The 18,247-nt window shown below is 40.6% G+C and carries 18 protein-coding genes and 1 pseudogene; all 19 read left to right on the forward strand.

What is annotated here, in order from left to right:
* Positions 1–140: 140 nt before the first annotated feature.
* Positions 141–1,310 (forward strand): annotated as a pseudogene (locus H7U04_RS02410) (FtsW/RodA/SpoVE family cell cycle protein); the annotation flags it as partial.
* Between the two features lie 377 nt (positions 1,311–1,687).
* On the forward strand, positions 1,688–2,926 hold the full coding sequence (gene hflX, locus H7U04_RS02415) for a GTPase HflX (protein ID WP_003096966.1): 1,239 nt from the start codon (positions 1,688–1,690) through the stop codon (positions 2,924–2,926).
* Positions 2,919–3,560 (forward strand): hypothetical protein, encoded by a 642-nt coding sequence (locus H7U04_RS02420; RefSeq protein ID WP_021144310.1) that lies wholly within the window; start codon positions 2,919–2,921, stop codon positions 3,558–3,560. Before hflX ends, H7U04_RS02420 begins: the two co-directional genes overlap by 8 nt.
* 31 nt (positions 3,561–3,591) lie before the next feature.
* On the forward strand, positions 3,592–4,521 hold the full coding sequence (gene rnz, locus H7U04_RS02425; protein WP_002884122.1) for a ribonuclease Z: 930 nt from the start codon (positions 3,592–3,594) through the stop codon (positions 4,519–4,521).
* Positions 4,521–5,288, forward strand: coding sequence for an SDR family NAD(P)-dependent oxidoreductase (locus H7U04_RS02430; protein WP_110980944.1), 768 nt, complete (start codon positions 4,521–4,523; stop codon positions 5,286–5,288). The genes rnz and H7U04_RS02430 overlap by 1 nt, the downstream gene beginning before the upstream one ends.
* A gap of 11 nt (positions 5,289–5,299) precedes the next feature.
* A complete protein-coding gene (locus tag H7U04_RS02435) occupies positions 5,300–5,455 on the forward strand; it encodes an SAM-dependent methyltransferase (RefSeq protein WP_080583692.1) in 156 nt (51 codons plus the stop codon).
* A 103-nt stretch (positions 5,456–5,558) separates the two neighbouring features.
* Entirely contained in the window at positions 5,559–5,963 is a 405-nt protein-coding gene (locus H7U04_RS02440) for a GNAT family N-acetyltransferase (protein WP_110980942.1), read from the forward strand.
* A gap of 464 nt (positions 5,964–6,427) precedes the next feature.
* A complete protein-coding gene (gene recJ, locus H7U04_RS02445) occupies positions 6,428–8,629 on the forward strand; it encodes a single-stranded-DNA-specific exonuclease RecJ (RefSeq protein ID WP_110980941.1) in 2,202 nt (733 codons plus the stop codon).
* Between the two features lie 120 nt (positions 8,630–8,749).
* The gene (locus tag H7U04_RS02450; RefSeq protein ID WP_002890753.1) at positions 8,750–9,268 is read left to right on the forward strand and encodes an adenine phosphoribosyltransferase; all 519 of its coding nucleotides are present in this window, start codon (positions 8,750–8,752) and stop codon (positions 9,266–9,268) included.
* A 172-nt stretch (positions 9,269–9,440) separates the two neighbouring features.
* Positions 9,441–10,385, forward strand: a complete 945-nt coding sequence (gene metA, locus H7U04_RS02455) for a homoserine O-acetyltransferase MetA (RefSeq protein ID WP_060972377.1) — start codon at positions 9,441–9,443, stop codon at positions 10,383–10,385.
* 71 nt (positions 10,386–10,456) lie between these two features.
* Complete coding sequence (locus H7U04_RS02460; protein WP_110980940.1) at positions 10,457–11,155, forward strand: DnaD domain-containing protein; 699 nt, start codon at positions 10,457–10,459, stop codon at positions 11,153–11,155.
* Positions 11,155–11,799, forward strand: a complete 645-nt coding sequence (nth, locus tag H7U04_RS02465) for an endonuclease III (protein ID WP_110980939.1) — start codon at positions 11,155–11,157, stop codon at positions 11,797–11,799. Before H7U04_RS02460 ends, nth begins: the two co-directional genes overlap by 1 nt.
* Before the next feature lie 127 nt (positions 11,800–11,926).
* On the forward strand, positions 11,927–12,688 hold the full coding sequence (locus H7U04_RS02470; protein WP_002890759.1) for a hypothetical protein: 762 nt from the start codon (positions 11,927–11,929) through the stop codon (positions 12,686–12,688).
* 186 nt (positions 12,689–12,874) lie between these two features.
* Entirely contained in the window at positions 12,875–14,203 is a 1,329-nt protein-coding gene (gene xseA, locus H7U04_RS02475) for an exodeoxyribonuclease VII large subunit (RefSeq protein ID WP_013990727.1), read from the forward strand.
* Positions 14,193–14,408, forward strand: a complete 216-nt coding sequence (locus tag H7U04_RS02480; protein ID WP_110980938.1) for an exodeoxyribonuclease VII small subunit — start codon at positions 14,193–14,195, stop codon at positions 14,406–14,408. The genes xseA and H7U04_RS02480 overlap by 11 nt, the downstream gene beginning before the upstream one ends.
* Positions 14,408–15,280: a polyprenyl synthetase family protein gene (locus tag H7U04_RS02485; protein WP_110980937.1), complete on the forward strand. Its 873-nt coding sequence runs from the start codon at positions 14,408–14,410 to the stop codon at positions 15,278–15,280. Before H7U04_RS02480 ends, H7U04_RS02485 begins: the two co-directional genes overlap by 1 nt.
* Entirely contained in the window at positions 15,273–16,100 is an 828-nt protein-coding gene (locus H7U04_RS02490; RefSeq protein ID WP_110980936.1) for a TlyA family RNA methyltransferase, read from the forward strand. Before H7U04_RS02485 ends, H7U04_RS02490 begins: the two co-directional genes overlap by 8 nt.
* Positions 16,087–16,533, forward strand: a complete 447-nt coding sequence (locus H7U04_RS02495) for an arginine repressor (protein ID WP_002890762.1) — start codon at positions 16,087–16,089, stop codon at positions 16,531–16,533. The genes H7U04_RS02490 and H7U04_RS02495 overlap by 14 nt, the downstream gene beginning before the upstream one ends.
* 8 nt (positions 16,534–16,541) lie before the next feature.
* The gene (gene recN, locus H7U04_RS02500; protein WP_110980935.1) at positions 16,542–18,212 is read left to right on the forward strand and encodes a DNA repair protein RecN; all 1,671 of its coding nucleotides are present in this window, start codon (positions 16,542–16,544) and stop codon (positions 18,210–18,212) included.
* Positions 18,213–18,247: the final 35 nt, after the last annotated feature.

The following is an 18,247-nucleotide window of genomic DNA, read 5'->3' on the forward strand; positions in this document are numbered from 1 at the left end:
GATTAATGAATGAAAGAAGTCAATCACTTTTTGTGGTTGCTTTTTTCGTAAAAAATTGTCAAACTTTTATACATTCAGGTCATTTGTCTGGCCAAAAAGTGGTATAATAACTCTTGCTAAATCTTTATTTTGGAGTACACATGGCTAAGTCAAAAAATACTATTGAAAGTCGGATAGATTACTCGATTCTCTTGCCAGTCCTTATTCTACTACTGGTTGGTCTGGTCTCGGTATTTATCGCGACAAATTTTGATTACCCAAAGAATCTTGTGCAAGTCATGTCTCAGCAAGTACTATGGATTTTTCTAGGTTCAGTACTTGCTTTTGTTGTCATGTTATTTAATACAGAGTTTCTTTGGAAGGCAACCCCCTGGCTCTATATTTTTGGCCTGGGACTTATGGTTCTACCTCTCGTTTTCTATTCACCTGCTTTGGTTGCCTCGACAGGGGCAAAAAACTGGGTCAGCATTGGATCAGTCACCCTTTTCCAACCATCAGAATTTATGAAGATATCCTACATCCTTTTTCTTTCGAGAATAGGTGTTTGGGCTAAACAAGGAAAGGAAGTAACTGAACTTCAAGATGACTGGTTGCTACTTTTCCAATATGTAGCGGTCACGCTTCCTGTCCTAGGTTTACTGGTTCTTCAAGGTGATATGGGGACAGCCTTAGTCTTCCTCGCTATTTTAGCAGGTATAATAGTTGTTTCGGGGATATCCTGGCGTATTATCTTGCCGGTAGTTCTAGCTTTTGCAGTGGGATTAGGCTTGTTTGTAATGGTATTTACCACAGATTGGGGTAAGGAAGCCATGCTCAAGATGGGGGTGCAAACCTACCAGATTAACCGTATCTCAGCTTGGTTGGATCCTTTCACTTATGCAGATGGTATCGCCTTTCAACAGACACAGGGGATGATTTCGATTGGTACTGGAGGAATCTATGGTAAAGGCTTTAATCATCTGGAGTTGAACGTACCGGTTCGTGAGAGTGACATGATTTTCACAGTTATTGCGGAAGACTTTGGTTTGGTAGGTGGTGGATTGGTTCTTCTAACCTATCTCTTCCTTATTTATCGCATGTTGCGGGTGACATTCAGGTCTAACAATCGTTTCTATACCTTTATTTCGACAGGTTTTATCATGATGATTGTCTTCCATATTTTTGAAAATATTGGGGCAGCAGTGGGAATTCTTCCTTTGACAGGTATTCCTTTGCCCTTTATTTCTCAAGGGGGGTCATCACTCATCTCTAACTTGATTGGTGTTGGTTTGGTGCTTTCAATGGCTTATCAAACCAACCTCAACGAGGAAAATAAAATTCTCCTGGCTATGTCTCGTCGTATGCGTACGTCTGGAACTAGTCAAGTGAAACCTGTTTCTAAGAGCAAGTCTAAGAAAAATAAGCCTTCGAAGAGTGTTACTAAGGCCTCTCAAGAATTGGTCAAGGCTAAAGATAAGGTTGATAAGGCCACTGAGAAAATGCGTCAAACCATTTCTCAAAATACGCCAAGCATTCATCAAGGCAAGCGTCGTAAGGGTTCGAAAAAGAAACCGACACGTAAACATTAAGAGAAAACAAGTTGGTTAATCCAACTTGTTTTTCTTTGAAAAAAATTAAGGTCTGTGACCTTTTCTTTGCCCCTGCCTGTGGTATAATAAAAGTTGACTATTTTGAAAAGGGGTTTGCTATGATAGAGACAGCCAAACAGCAAGAACGTGCTATTTTAGTAGGTGTTGAATTGCAAGAAACAGAGCATTTTGACATGTCAATGGAGGAACTTGCCAGTCTTGCCAAAACTGCAGGAGCAGAGGTTGTAGCTAGCTATACCCAAAAACGTGAACGCTATGATAGTAAGTCTTTCGTAGGTTCAGGAAAATTAGAAGAAATCAAGGCCATGGTGGATGCGGATGAGATTACTACGGTCATTGTCAATAACCGTTTAACACCTCGTCAAAATACCAATCTTGAAGCAGCATTTGGCGTAAAAGTTATTGATCGTATGCAATTAATTTTGGATATCTTTGCCATGAGGGCTAGAAGCCATGAAGGGAAACTTCAGGTTCACCTAGCTCAACTAAAATACATGTTGCCCCGTTTAGCTGGTCAAGGGATTATGCTCAGCCGTCAAGCAGGGGGCATTGGTAGCCGTGGACCTGGTGAAAGTCAATTGGAGCTCAATCGTCGTTCGATTCGTAACCAGATTGCTGATATTGAACGCCAGTTAAAGATTGTTGAGAAGAACCGAGAAACCATTCGCGAAAAGCGTGTTGATTCAAGTACCTTTAAAATTGGTTTGATTGGTTATACCAATGCTGGGAAATCAACGATCATGAACCTTATGACGGATGATAAGCAATATGAGGCTAATGAACTTTTCGCGACCTTGGATGCAACAACTAAGAAAATTTACTTAAAGGATCAGTTTCAAGTGACCTTGACAGATACGGTTGGTTTTATCCAGGATTTGCCAACAGAATTGGTTGCTGCCTTTAAGTCAACGCTTGAAGAAAGTCGTAATGTGGACCTCCTTTTGCATGTCATTGATGCGAGTGATCCTAATCACGAAGAGCATGAAAAGGTGGTCTTAGACATTCTCAAAGACTTAGACATGACTGATATTCCTCGACTAGCAATCTACAATAAGATGGATGTAGCTGATAATCTAGTAGCAACAGTCTTTCCTAATGTTCGCCTCTCAGCACGTGACAAGGGAAGTCGTGAGGCCCTCAGAAGACTCTTGATTGATGAAATTCAACAGATTTTTGAACCCTTTAGTATTAAGGTACATCAGGATCAAGCTTATAAACTTTATCAGTTGAGTCAATTGGCCTTGCTAGATAGCTACACTTTTGAGACAGAAGTGGAAGAAATTACAGGTTATATTTCACCGAAAAATAAATGGAAATTGGAAGAATTTTATGACTGATTATATGGATTTAGCTTTAAAATATGGTGGTTTTACAAGTTTAGATAAGGTCTATTTAGAAAATACCTTGTCAGACCTTTCTGACAGTCAAAAATTGGCTTTCATTACGCCACCACCAAGCGTGATTAATGCTTATTTTGCAGAGATTTACCAAAAACAATCTCCTGAAGCAGCGACGGAATACTATTTGGACCTTTCAAAGGAGTTGAACCTCTTTAACCCTGAACCATCTTTTGATGAGCACAAGCCTTTTATTCGTCTCAATCTGTCAGGAAAATCTTATGGATTTTGCTATGAAAATGCTGATGAGGTGGCCTTAGTCTTTGCCGAGCATTTAGAGGTTCCAACGGCTAGCATTTTGTTTGAGCTTGCTCAAGTTTTCCCGCAGTATAAGGTTTATCTTGAAGGCACTCAAATTAAGATGACCAAGGTTGATTTTGATGAAGAAGTATTGGAAGAGTTAACACCTGAGACACAGTTACTTAGTCGTGTAACTAAATTGAAGGGAAATGTCATTAAGTTGGCTAGCTTCAATCAAGACGAATTAGTGGAACTTTTGTCTCAATATAAAGGGCAAACTGTTTATTATGGCTTTGCTCAGCGTGAATGCCTGGCTTATATTGTCCAGAAATAAGAAGAACGATAGATAGAAAGTATAGGAAGTCATGGAATTACAATTTTTAGGGACGGGTGCCGGGCAGCCCTCCAAGGCCCGTAACGTGTCGAGTCTGGTTCTGAAGTTACTCGATGAAATCAATGAGGTCTGGATGTTTGACTGTGGAGAAGGTACCCAACGTCAGATTTTAGAAACAACAATCAAACCTCGTAAAGTTAAAAAAATCTTTATCACACATATGCATGGAGACCATATCTTTGGCCTACCTGGTTTCTTGGCTAGCCGTTCTTTCCAATCGAGTGAAGAACAAACAGATTTAGAGGTTTATGGTCCAGTCGGCATTAAACAATATGTTATGACTAGTCTTCGTACCTCTGGAACACGCCTCCCTTACCATGTGCATTTTAAGGAAATTGATGAGCATAAGCTTGGCTTGGTTATGGAAAATGACAAGTTCGCTGTTTATGCAGATAAGTTGGATCATACCATTTTTTGTATTGGTTACCGTGTGGTTCAAAAGGATCTTGAAGGAACCTTGGATGCTGAGGCCCTTAAAGCAGCAGGTGTACCATTTGGTCCGCTTTTTGGTCAAATTAAGAATGGGCAAGATGTGGTCCTTGAAGATGGAACAAAAATCATTGCCAAGGACTTTATTTCCGCACCTAAGAAAGGTAAGGTTATCACTATCTTAGGTGACACTCGTAAGACGAATGCCAGTGTTCGTCTTGGCTTGGGAGCAGATGTCTTGGTGCACGAGTCTACTTATGGTAAAGGTGACGAAAAAATTGCCAAGAGCCATGGGCATTCAACCAACATGCAAGCAGCACAGGTCGCTAAAGATGCGTCAGCTAAACGTCTTCTTCTAAATCACGTATCAGCACGTTTCTTAGGGCGTGATATCGGTAAGATGGCAGCAGATGCTAAAACAATTTTCGAAAACACCCACATCGTTCGTGACTTGGAAGAGGTAGAAATTTAATGGCTAAACAACGTATTATTGCTATTACTGGTGCCTCAGGAGGCCTTGCTCAAGAAATTGTCAAGCAGCTCTCACCCAGTGATGGTATTATCCTCTTAGGACGAGACAAGGACAAACTTGAGAAATGTTATCGTCATGTGGAAAATAAAACCTGCCTTGCCATTGACCTAAGAGACGACAAGGCCATTAAAGAGATGGTCGATTATCTCTATCAACGATTTGGACGTATTGACGTCTTTATCAATAATGCTGGTTTCGGTGAATTCAAGTCTTATGATAACTACACTAGCCAAGAAGTACGTGATATGTTTGATATCAATACCTTTGCGACGATGACCTTTTCACGTTTGATGGCTGAGAAAATGGTGGAGCAAGGCCATGGTCATATCATCAACATCGCCAGTATGGCGGGGAAAATTGCGACAGCCAACTCAAGTGTCTATGCAGCGACAAAGTTTGCGGTAATTGGTTTTTCAGATGCCCTGCGTCTAGAGCTGGCTGATAAAGGAGTCTATGTGACAACAGTCAATCCTGGTCCAATTGAGACAGGTTTCTTTGATCAAGCTGATCCCTCTGGAGCCTATCTTGAGAGTGTTAAAAAGTTTGTCCTCAGTCCTAAATACGTAGCTAAAAAGATTGTCCGTATTCTGTGTAAAAACAAACGTGAAGTCAATCTACCACGACTCTTATCAGTTGCCCACAAAGGCTACACGCTATTTCCACGAATCTCGGACAAACTAGCTACCAATGTGTTTAACTACAAATAGGAGGATACTAGATGGCAGCTAATATTCAAGCCTATTTAGAAAACATCCGGAAACCCTGGGGACAGATCTATTATGATATCCTTTTTGGGCAATTAAAGGACATCAAGGGAAAGCGAGTGCTTGATTTTGGCAGTAGCTTTGGCCCTGTGTCCAACCACCTAGCGTAAGAAAATAGAGGCCTAGCTGTGGAACCCAATGAGGAAATGGTAGGTTTACGGGCTCAGGACAACTCCTATTAGCAACTAGTCGGAAGTTTGGAAAGGAGTTAAGATGTTAAATTATAAAAAAGAGATTCCAGCGATGACAGACCTACTCGCACTGTACAGTTCAGTCGGCTGGACCAATTATACTAACAATCCAACCATGTTGGAAAAAGCTGTCAATGCCAGTCTATGGCAGTTGGCGGTCTATGATAAGGAAGAGTTAGTAGCCTACATTCGCTTAGTAGGAGATGGCCATTCTGTCATTTTTGTACAGGACCTCTTGGTGCGACCAGATCACCAGCGCCAAGGCATTGGCACGAAACTCTTAGAAGAGGCTTTAGCGACTTTCCCCAATGTCTATCAACGGCTCCTTGCCACTGATCGTAGCGAGAAAAATTTAGCCTTTTACCAATCCCTGGGATTTGTCGAACTTTCAGAGCAAGCTTGTACAGGGATGATTTATAATAATTGACGGAGAGAGAGTGGGACAAAAGTCCTAGCCTCTTAATTGTTTTTGGATTGTCGAGCAAGACGCAGTGGTTGAGTGGGCTCTACTACGCTGATTTCATCAGCTTTTACAGCCCTACTCAACTGTGCGGAGGTGGGACGACGAAATCGAATTCTAACGAATTACCGATTTCTGTCCCACTCTCTTTTCTTGTTTTTCCTAATATTACTTGAAAATGATAGTAGAATAGAGTTAGTTAACGTAAAGAGGATAAAGGAAAATCTGAGAAAACACAAGTCAAAAAGGGAGCAATATCCAGACTATTATTTTGTCTAGAAAAGCAGGTCTTGATTGGAAATGTACCACAAGTCTAAGCAACTTACGATGTTTGACATTCTCTTTTTAGGAAACTTAGCTTTCTATCCACTATGATAAATTTTTTCATGTTATAATAGATAGACTAGATGACAGGGAGAAAAGATAAAAACATGATTACATCAACGTATGATTGGAAAATAAACACAAAAGAGCCAGATGCTGGCTTTTTTAAACTTGCCAAAGAACATGGGCTGGCAGAAACTGCAGCCAAGATTGCCTATGAACGAGGCATTACGACAGAAGAGGCTCTTGAAGCCTTTCTAAAGGCTGATTTATCACACCTTCATGATCCTTATCTTCTTCATGATATGGATAAGGCGGTGGCTAGAATTCGTCAGGCTATTGAAAATTATGAGCAAATCTTAGTCTATGGAGACTATGATGCGGATGGGATGACGTCAGCATCGATTGTCAAGGAAGCTCTTGAAATGATGGGAGCTGAGGCTCGAGTTTATTTGCCTAACCGTTTCACAGATGGTTATGGGCCAAATGAAAGTGTCTACAAGTACTTTATTGAGCAGGAAGGCATTTCACTCATTGTTACAGTGGATAATGGGGTAGCGGGGAATGAGGCTATCGCTTATGCGCAAGAGCAAGGTGTGGACGTTATCGTTACAGACCATCACAGTATGCCGGACCAGCTTCCAGATGCCTATGCCATTGTCCATCCAGAGCATCCAGATGCCGATTATCCTTTTAAGTATTTGGCAGGTTGTGGTGTAGCTTTCAAATTGGCAACTGCCCTCCTTGAAACTATTCCTACTGAGATGTTGGACTTGGTAGCCATTGGTACCATTGCCGATATGGTTAGCCTAACGGATGAAAATCGTATTATGGTCAAGGTCGGCCTGGAAATTCTCAAGACTACTGAGCGTATTGGACTTCAAGAATTGCTCCGCATTTCAGATGTAGACCCAACAACGATTTCTGAAGAAACGGTCGGTTTCAAATTGGCTCCTCAACTCAATGCCTTGGGACGCTTAGATGATCCAAATCCAGCCATTGAACTACTGACCGGATTTGACGATGAAGAAGCCCAAGCCATTGCTCTGGAAATCAATGCTAAAAATGAAGAACGTAAGGAAGTTGTCCAAAAAATCTTTGATGAAGCCATGACTATGGTGGATTTGGATAAACCTGTTCAGGTTTTGGCCAAGGAAGGTTGGCATCCTGGCGTCCTAGGTATTGTGGCGGGGCGTATCATGGAACAAATCAGTCAGACAGTAGTGGTTTTGAATATTGAAGATGGCTTGGCTAAGGGTTCCGCTCGTAGTTTGGAATCTATCAATATCTTCCATGCGCTTGATGACCACCGAGACATCTTTACTGCTTTTGGAGGACATGCTGGAGCGGCGGGGATGACCCTTCCAGAAGAAAATCTTGGACGACTATCAGAGATTTTGTGTCATTATGTCTACGATAATAACATTGATACGAGTGCCAAAAATACGTTAAATTTAGACGAGGAGCTTCAACTCAGTGAGCTTAGCTTGGATACCATCAAGAGCCTTGAAAAATTAGCACCTTTTGGTATGGACAATAAAAAGCCAGTCTTTTGGCTACATGATATTACCGTTACTCAAGCTAGGACTATGGGACAAAACGGAGCCCATCTTAAGTTTAAGGTTAAGCAAGGAAAGGATAGTTTTGATGTTGTGGCCTTTAATAAAGGTCATTTGCTTCAAGAATTCCAACAAGCTCAGGGGTTGGAATTAGCAGTGACCCTGTCCGTTAATGTATGGAATGGTCAGACAACGCTCCAGCTCATGCTAGAAGATGCGCGTGTGGATGGTGTTCAGTTATTTGATTTTCGCTCAAAAAATATGGCACTACCTGAAGGCCTACCAACGGTAGAAGAAGCATCAGACACTGAACCTGCGGTTGTCCTCAACACCTTACCTGATTCAGCAACGGAATTAAAAGAGTGGTTTGAAGGTAAAGATTTCCAGGCTATCTATTTTAAAAATAGTATTAAGGAAACCTATTATCTGACAGGTTATGGAACTAGAGAGCAATTTGCAAGACTCTATAAAACCATTTACCAATTCCCAGAATTCGATGTCCGCTATAAACTGGATGAGCTCAGTCATTACCTTAAAATCGATAAGATACTTCTGATTAAGATGATTCAGATTTTTGATGAATTGGATTTTGTGACTATTGATAATGGTGTTATGACAGTCAATAAAGAAGCTGAAAAACGTGAGATTGAGGACAGCAAGATTTTCCAAGATCTTAAACATCTCGTCAAGTTCCAAGAACTCATGGCTCTGGGAACACCACAGGAAATTTATGACTGGCTTTATAAGTAGGAGAAGTACTTAATCCAAAGGATTCGTCTTGAAATGAGGGTTAGCATTTTCTAAATCTGAAGATTCATGCTATAATGATATGTAAATATTTTTTTGGCGAAAAGCCTATAGGAAGAACAAATGAAATTAGAAGATTATATTGCATCTATTGAAAACTACCCTAAAGAAGGGGTTACTTTCCGTGATATTAGTCCTTTGATGGCTGATGGAAATGCTTATAGCTATGCTATCCGTGAAATCGTTCAGTATGCGACTGATAAGAAGATTGACATGATTGTTGGTCCTGAAGCGCGTGGTTTCATCGTTGGTTGTCCAGTTGCTTTTGAACTTGGTATTGGCTTTGCTCCAGTTCGTAAACCTGGTAAATTGCCACGTGAAGTGATCTCAGCAGATTACGAAAAAGAGTATGGTGTTGATACACTTTGTATGCATGCTGATGCAATCAAACCAGGTCAACGTGTACTTATCGTTGATGATCTCTTGGCGACTGGTGGTACCGTCAAAGCTACAATTGAAATGATTGAGCGCCTAGGTGGTGTCGTTGCTGGCTGTGCCTTCTTGATTGAGCTTGATGGTCTTAATGGACGCAAAGCTATTGAAGGTTACGATACTAAAGTATTGATGAACTTCCCAGGATAAATCTATCTATGAATTAACAAAAGGCCTTAGGGCCTTTTTAACTCTTTTAAAACAAAGGTGGCCTCTCAATATAGTTAAAAGCTATAGCTAACTAGAGAAAATATATATTTGATAACAATACCTCCCCGGTTTATAATATGAAGATAGAATAAATAAGGATGGAGATATTGTTATGCCTATAAAACTTGATAATAAGTTACCAGCTCTTGATGTATTGCGTTCGGAAAATGTCTTCATCATGGATGAGAACAGAGCTAGTAGCCAGGATATTCGACCAATGGAGGTCTTAATCCTAAATCTTATGCCAACTAAAGAAGTTACAGAAACTCAGTTACTTCGTCTTTTAGCTAATACGCCACTTCAAATTAACGTCGAGTTTCTTTATATGGCTAGTCATAAGTCAAAAAATACACATGCCGAACATATGGAAACCTTCTATAAGACTTTTGATGAAATTAAGCATAAGTATTATGATGGTCTCATTGTAACAGGTGCACCTGTTGAGCAAATGCCATTTGAGGAAGTGGATTATTGGCAAGAATTAACACAAGTTTTTGATTGGTCTAAAAAGCATGTTTATTCAACCCTCCATCTGTGTTGGGGAGCTCAAGCAGGTCTCTATTATAAGCATGGAGTCGACAAGGTTCCATTGTCAGAGAAATTATCTGGTATCTATAAACAAACGGTTGACATGCCTGAAAACTTCCTTATGAATGGCTTTGATGATAGCTTTGTGTCACCACACTCACGCTATACTGAGGTTAGGCTCGAGGATATTAAAAACAAGACGGATTTAGATATTGTTGTGTCAGGACCAGAAGTTGGCTTATCCATTCTAGCAAGTAAGAATCTTCGTGAAGTATATAGTTTTGGTCATTTTGAATATGACCGTGATACTCTGGCAAGAGAATACCGAAGAGATTTAGATGCAGGCATTAATCCAGATGTACCGGCAAACTATTTCCCAGAGGATGATCCAAGTCAGGAGCCTAAACTTCGTTGGAATCTTGCGGCATCTGCTTTCTTTAGCAATTGGATTAACTATGCGGTATATCAAGAAACACCTTATCGTTTAGAAGAGTTGGAAGACGATTTTTCATTCTACGGTTATTTGTAGTAGACAGTCTCAAAAGACTTATGTGAGAGCATTTGACTTTTTGGGGTGTCTAGCTACTCTGAAAGGTAAATATGAGTTTTTTTGAACAGTATCGATCAGGTAATCTGGTCCTTCCTAATGCTTTATTTTTCCACTTTAAGGATATTTTCCCATCTGCGGATGACTTTCTGGTTTGGCAGTTTCTCTATCTACAAACGACAACTCAGATTGGAGAAGTGGCTTCTAGTCAGATCGCGCAAGCAACTGGGAAGACGCCAACTGAAGTTAATAAAAGTATTACGACATTGACTGAGGCTGGACTTCTTGATTTCACGACTATTAAGATTAACAATGAAATTGAGATGGTTGTAGATGCCTCACCTGCCTTGGCAGTGTTGGACAAGTTAGTGAGCAATGAAAAGACAACGGCAGGGCCTGTCGTTGGTCAGCCAACAAATACCCAGCTCATCAAGCAATTAACCGATGAATTGGAACAAGCTTTGGGAATCTTGAATCCTATGGTTGTCGAAGATTTAAACAAGGAAATCCAAGAAGAACATACTGATCCCGAACTTATCCGTGAGGCTTTGAAAGAAGCAGTATTTAACCGCAAGACAAATTGGAATTATATAAAAGGAGTTCTTCGTAACTGGAAATTAAGTGGTATTACAACTAAAATTCAAGTTGAAGAGCGTCGCTTGGAGCATCAAGGTAAGAAGCACCATCATCAGGTTTCGGATGACTTCAAAACAGGAATGGATGCCGTCCGTCAATTATGGGGTGGCCAATAATGTTAGGAAGAAAACGTGTTAATGAGGCTCTAGCTCTCATGGGAGAGATGTTTCCCAATGCTCATGGAGAGTTGGAGTGGGAAACGCCTTTCCAACTATTAGTTGCTGTTATTTTATCAGCCCAGACAACCGATAAGGCTGTTAATAAGATTACACCAGCCTTGTGGGCGCGTTATCCAGAAATTGAGGATTTGGCTTCGGCTAATCTTGATGACGTTGAGATGTGTTTGCGAACGATTGGTCTATACAAAAATAAAGCAAAGAACATCATCAAGACTGCTAGAGCTGTTTTAATGAATTTTGATGGACAGGTTCCGAAAACGCGTAAGGAATTGGAAAGTCTACCTGGTGTGGGACGAAAAACGGCTAATGTGGTTTTAGCTGAGGTTTATGGCATTCCTTCGATTGCAGTAGATACGCACGTCTCACGTGTTTCCAAAAGGCTAAATATCGCCCCAGAGGATGCTAGTGTAGAGGAAATCGAAGCAGAATTGATGAAGAAAATCCCAAAGAAGGATTGGATTATCAGCCATCACCGTATGATTTTCTTTGGACGTTATCATTGCTTAGCTAAGAATCCGAAATGCCAGACATGTCCTCTTCAAAGTTATTGTAAGTATTATAAAGAAACAACCAAGAAATAAGCTGGAGAATGTGATTTTCTTCGGCTTTTTACAACTGTAAGAATTTGTTACAAACTAGTAACTTGACAAAAGTCTCAGGCTTTAAGAAAATAGAAGAAACGATTTAGAAGCAGGAGCGATTTAGTGAATGGCTGAATTCAGTAATGAAGAGTATCTGAGAGCCTTAGCTGATAATGGTGATAGAGAAGCAGCCAAAGAATATGAGCAAGCTTTGGATAATCGTATTTTTCAGTTGCAGATTTCATTGGCTCAAACGAGTGATCCACAGGGTCGTAGGGAAGTGCAAAAGCTCTTGGAACAAGAGGAAAAGAAAAAAAGGGACTACTTTCAAGAAAAAGAGGAAAAAGCTGTGAGCGAATTTAGACGTCGTAAAAATGAAACTACAAAGGGAAGAAAAGTTTCGAGTTTTGACAAACTCAAAGATCCTAAGAACATTAGATGGGTAATTGGAGTTGTTGCAGTACTTGCAGTGGTTATTCCTGTTGTTACCTTGATGTGGTATAGTAATAACCAAAAAGAGAGTGAAACAAATCCATGGAAAAACGGTCAGTTGGCAAAAAGTAAGGAAGCAGCTGCAGCATCATCTGATAATCAATCCTCTCAAGTTGATACCTCATCTTTGTCTGATCAACAGTTAGAAGACTGGGTTGTTTCTACCTATGCTAAAGAACAAGGTTCAACTGGAGAAAATTATAAAAATCTTGGTTGGAATGTTTATTCATGGACGGATGATGATGATAACCTAGTTTATGCTCAACTTTATGATGCCTATGGTAATGATGTTCTTCTTTTCCGTGTAGATAAGAAGGGACAACTCGAAGCCTATGGTGGTATTGACGGTTCAAGCGATTCTTGGGACGTTGTTTCAAAAACTTATACAACTGATTAATGAAACTATATAAAACACCTGACTATGGTGGTTGAGGCTGTCTTTTGACAGTCTTTTTTGGTATAATTTAAGGTAATCGTGTATACAATTAAAAAGCCGACTGAGAAGATTTGGGGATGATAGTTCTGCAGAACTTTTTTAATGTCTTCAGGTTTTCAAGGATAGCTTAAATAAAGGAGAGTTGTCGTGTCAGACTATTTATCGGTCACATCCTTAACCAAATATTTGAAAATGAAATTTGACCGTGATCCTTATCTAGAGAGGGTATATTTGACGGGGCAGGTTTCAAATTTTCGTCGACGCCCGAGTCACCAATATTTTTCGCTAAAGGATGAAGGAGCTGTTATTCAGGCGACGATTTGGGCTGGAGTTTTCAAAAAGCTTGGTTTTGAACTCGAAGAAGGGATGAAGATCAATGTCGTTGGTCGGGTCCAGATTTATGAGCCTAGTGGTTCTTATTCCATTATTATCGAGAAGGCAGAGCCAGATGGTATTGGGGCTTTGGCCATCCAGTTTGAGCAGCTTCGTAAAAAATTGACTGCAGAAGGCTACTTTGATGATCGTCATAAGCAAGCGCTGCCTAATTTTGTCAAAAAAATTGGGGTTGTCACGAGTCCTAGTGGTGCGGTTATTCGAGATATTATTACGACCGTTAGTCGTCGTTTTCCTGGGGTAGAAATCTTACTTTTTCCTACCAAGGTTCAAGGTGAAGGAGCTGCACAGGAAATTGCTGAAAATATCCAAAAAGCCAATCAAAGGGATGACCTAGATTTACTTATCGTTGGTCGTGGTGGAGGTTCTATTGAAGACCTCTGGGCTTTTAACGAGGAAATTGTAGTTCAGTCGATTTTTGAGAGTCGTCTCCCTGTGATTTCAAGCGTTGGCCACGAAACAGATACGACTTTGGCTGACTTTGTTGCAGATCGTAGAGCTGCTACGCCTACCGCAGCGGCAGAACTTGCTACTCCGGTATCAAAGGCTGATACCTTGGTTTGGATTCGTGAAAGACAAAATAGAGCCTATCAAGCCTGTTTGAGACGTATACAATATAATCAGGAACGCTTGGCCAAATTGTCACAATCTGTTGTCTTTAGACAACCTGAACGCCTTTACGATGGTTATCTACAAAAGTTGGATCGACTAACAACAAGGCTTGAAACCTTTATGAGTCAAGATTTCGCACGCAAACAAAAAGAAGCGGAACTTTTGAGACAACGATTACAAGGCTTAAATCTTCTAACTAGTGTTCAGAACTACCAAGACCGTCGAGAGTCTTTGCAACGTTTATTGGTGACTACAACTAGGAACACCATTAATGGTAACCGTGTGAGATTAGAAAAGGCACAGGATGCCTTATTGTCTCTAGATACTAGTCGTATTGTTGCAAGGGGTTATGCCATTGTCAAGAAAGATGATAAACCTTTAACAAGTACCAAGAATATTACCGAAGGTGATCAATTAACCGTCCAAATGAGAGATGGAGAACTAGAAGTAGAGGTGAAAAATGTCAACTAAAAAAACATTTGAGGAAAATTTACAGGACTTAGAAGCTATCGTCACTAAGCTCGAAACAGGTGATGTTGCTCTTGAGGATGCTATTGCTGAGTTCCAAAAAGGTATGGCCTTGTCTAAAGATTTGCAGAAGACCTTGAAAGATGCTGAAAAAACACTGGTTAAGGTTATGCAAGCAGATGGTACAGAAACGGAAATGGATGCCTAATGAGCAAGCTAAATAAAATTGATGTGGCTATCCGTGATTACTACCAAAAAAAGAATCTTCCTGTATCAAGTGATTTAATCACTGCCATCCTTTATTCAGTTGATAGTGGAGGCAAGCGTATTCGTCCACTGATTTTCTTAGATTTACTTGAAGGATTTGGTTTAGAGCTTACTCCTAGTCATTTCGATGTCGCAGCAAGTCTTGAAATGATTCATACCGGAAGTCTTATTCACGATGATCTGCCGGCCATGGATGATGATGATTACCGTCGAGGACGTTTAACCAACCATAAGAAATTCGATGAAGCAACGGCAATCTTGGCTGGAGATTCTCTCTTTTTGGATCCATTTGACCTCCTGGCTCAAACAGACCTATCCGCAGAAATTCGAGTTCAATTGATTCAAGCATTGTCTCATTCTTCAGGCACCTTCGGTATGGTAGGTGGTCAGATGCTGGATATGAAGGGTGAAGGTCAGGAACTTGATTTATCGCAACTGGCTAAGATTCATGAGCATAAGACAGGTAAGCTTTTAACCTTTCCTTTTGTGGCGGCTGGTATTGTTGCTCAAAAAGATGAACAGGTCTTGGAAAATCTTCAAGAAGCTGGTCGCCTAATTGGTCTTGCCTTTCAAGTACGTGATGATATTTTGGATGTGACTGCTGATTTCGAAGAACTTGGGAAGACACCTGGAAAAGATGTAGTAGCTGGAAAATCAACCTATCCGGCTCTGCTTGGTCTGGAAAAATCACATGCTATCCTCGAGGAATCACTTGATAAAGCTGAAGCAATTTTTCAAAATCTAGCTGATACTCAAGGTTTCAAGAAAGACAGTATTATAGAAATCATAGAAAGGTTACGACTCCATGCCTAAGGAAAGAGTAGACGTTTTGGCTTATAAACAAGGCCTTTTTGAAACACGAGAACAAGCTAAACGTGGCGTTATGGCTGGTTTAGTTGTTAATGTTATCAATGGTGAACGTTACGATAAACCCGGTGAAAAAATCGACGACGGTACAGAGTTGAAGCTTAAAGGAGAAAAACTCAAGTATGTGAGCCGTGGAGGACTCAAACTTGAAAAAGCTTTGGAAGTATTCAATCTGTCAGTTAAAGGCATGACGACCATCGATATCGGAGCTTCAACAGGTGGGTTTACCGATGTTATGCTTCAAAATGGGGCTAAACTGGTTTATGCTGTGGATGTCGGCACTAATCAGTTGGTTTGGAAATTGCGCCAAGATGAGCGTGTTCGTTCCATGGAGCAATATAATTTCCGTTATGCTGAACCTGTCGATTTCACAGAAGGACTACCGTCTTTTGCATCAATCGATGTCAGCTTCATCTCTCTTAATCTGATTCTACCGGCTTTGGCTAAGATATTGGTTGATGGGGGGCAAGTTGTTGCTCTTGTGAAACCACAATTTGAGGCTGGCCGTGAACAAATTGGGAAAAACGGGATTGTCCGTGAGAGCAGTGTCCATGAAAAAGTGTTAGAAACAGTGACTGCTTTTGCGATTGACTATGGCTTTTCAGTTAAGGGGCTGGACTTTTCACCTATCCAAGGTGGTCATGGTAACATTGAGTTTCTCGCACACTTGGAGAAGACAAATTCTCCTCAAAATGATGCTCAAACCTCTATTAAGGAAGTTGTAGCACAAGCACACAAGGAGTTTAAAAAGAATGAAGAAGAATGATCGTTTGGAGTTAATCCGAAAGATTGTCCAAGAAAATAAAATTACGACTCAAGGAGAATTGGTAAAATTACTCCAAAATGAGGGATTAAAGGCTACTCAAGCGACTGTATCGCGTGATATCAATGAAATTGGTATTACCAAAGTACCAACTGAAGATGGTTCTTACATCTATGGGCTCTCAACTGCTCCTAGACGAGTAGGTGGAACCTCTGTTGCGACTCGTCGCTTGTTGCGCGTTGATCGTCAACATGCCTTTATGAATATCGTTGTTCAACCTGGGACAAGTCGCCTCATCAAGAAGATTCTTTTAGATGAGTACAAGCATTTGATTTTTAGTGTTATTGCTGATGATGATACCCTCTTTTTAGTGGCTCAGTCAGAGTTAGCAGCTATCGAACTACAGGGGCAAATCATTAAGTGGGTTGAAGAATAGGAGGGCCTATGCTTCTCGAAATTACGATAAAGAATTTCGCAATTATTGAAGAGATTTCTCTAAACTTTGAGAATGGTATGACCGTCCTTACTGGTGAAACAGGTGCAGGAAAGTCCATTATCATTGATGCCATGAACCTTATGTTAGGTGCACGTGCCTCTAGTGAAGTTGTCCGTCATTCAGCACCTAAGGCTGAAATTCAGGGCTTCTTTTCAATCGAACAAAATCCTGCTTTGGTTAGTATTCTAGAAGATAATGGGATTCCTGTTGAGGATGAATTGATTATCCGTCGTGAAATCTTCCAAAATGGTAGAAGTGTTAGTCGCATCAATGGACAGATGGTCAATTTAACGACGCTTAAAGCTGTTGGGCACTTCTTGGTAGATATCCATGGACAGCATGACCAGGAAGAACTTATGAAACCTGCTCTGCATATTACCATGCTTGATGCCTTTGGTGACAAGGAATTTTTCCAAACTAAGAAAGAGTACCAGGAGTATTTTGACCGCTATCGTGAGTTAAGAAAAGCTGTTCTTGAAAAGCAGAAAAATGAGCAGGAGCATAAGGCTCGAATTGAAATGTTAGCATTTCAGATTGCAGAAATTGAAGCAGTCTCTCTAAAATCAGGAGAAGATTTGGCATTGATGAAGGAGCGAGACAAGCTTCTTAACCATAAGCAGATTGCTGATACCTTAACAAATGCCTATGTCATGCTGGATAATGAAGATTTTTCAAGCCTTTCAAATGTTCGTTCTGCCATGAATGACCTCCAGTCTCTTGAAGAGTATGACTCTGATTACAAAGAACTCTCTGGAAATCTATCAGAAGCCTATTATGTTTTGGAAGATGTCACTAAGCAACTAGGTGATTTTTTGGATAATCTGGACTTTGATGCTGGACGTTTGCAAGAGATTGAACACCGCTTAGATACGATTAATGCAATTACTCGTAAATATGGTGGAACTGTTGATGACGTCCTAGATTATCTGGAAAATTCAAGTAAAGAGTACAATCTTTTGACTGGCAATTCCAGCTCGTCAGATGCCATGGAACAAGAGCTTAAGCAACTTGAAAAAGACCTGCTTGCATCTGCAGAGACCCTACAAACGGCACGCCATCAAATTGCTACAGCCCTTGAAGCTGAGATTAAGAACGAGTTATGCGACCTTTACATGGATAAGGCTGATTTTAAAGTTACCTTTACTAAAGGGAAATTTAACCGTGATGGCAATGAGCAGGTTGAGTTTTACATCTCAACCAATCCAGGTGAAGGCTTTAAACCGCTTGTTAAGGTTGCTTCAGGAGGAGAATTATCTCGACTCATGTTAGCGATTAAGTCAGCCTTTGCCCGCAAAGAAGACAAAACAAGTATCGTCTTTGATGAGGTTGATACTGGCGTTTCAGGTCGTGTTGCCCAAGCCATCGCTCAGAAAATTCATAAGATTGGGAGTCATGGTCAGGTTTTGGCCATCAGTCACCTTCCGCAAGTTATTGCAATTGCTGATTATCAGTTCTTTATCTCTAAGGAAAGTGATAATGAGACAACTGTCTCTCGTGTGCGTCTCTTGACACCTGAGGAAAGGGTGCAAGAAATCGCTAAGATGTTAGCAGGTGATAATGTGACGGAGGCTGCCTTGAGCCAAGCAAGAGCCTTGTTAAAGGTAGATGACTCTCTTTAGAAAAAGACTTGGGAAAAGTTTTCCAGTCATGCTAT

This window comes from Streptococcus sp. 22.1, assembly GCF_016648645.1.
Taxonomy (GTDB): domain Bacteria; phylum Bacillota; class Bacilli; order Lactobacillales; family Streptococcaceae; genus Streptococcus.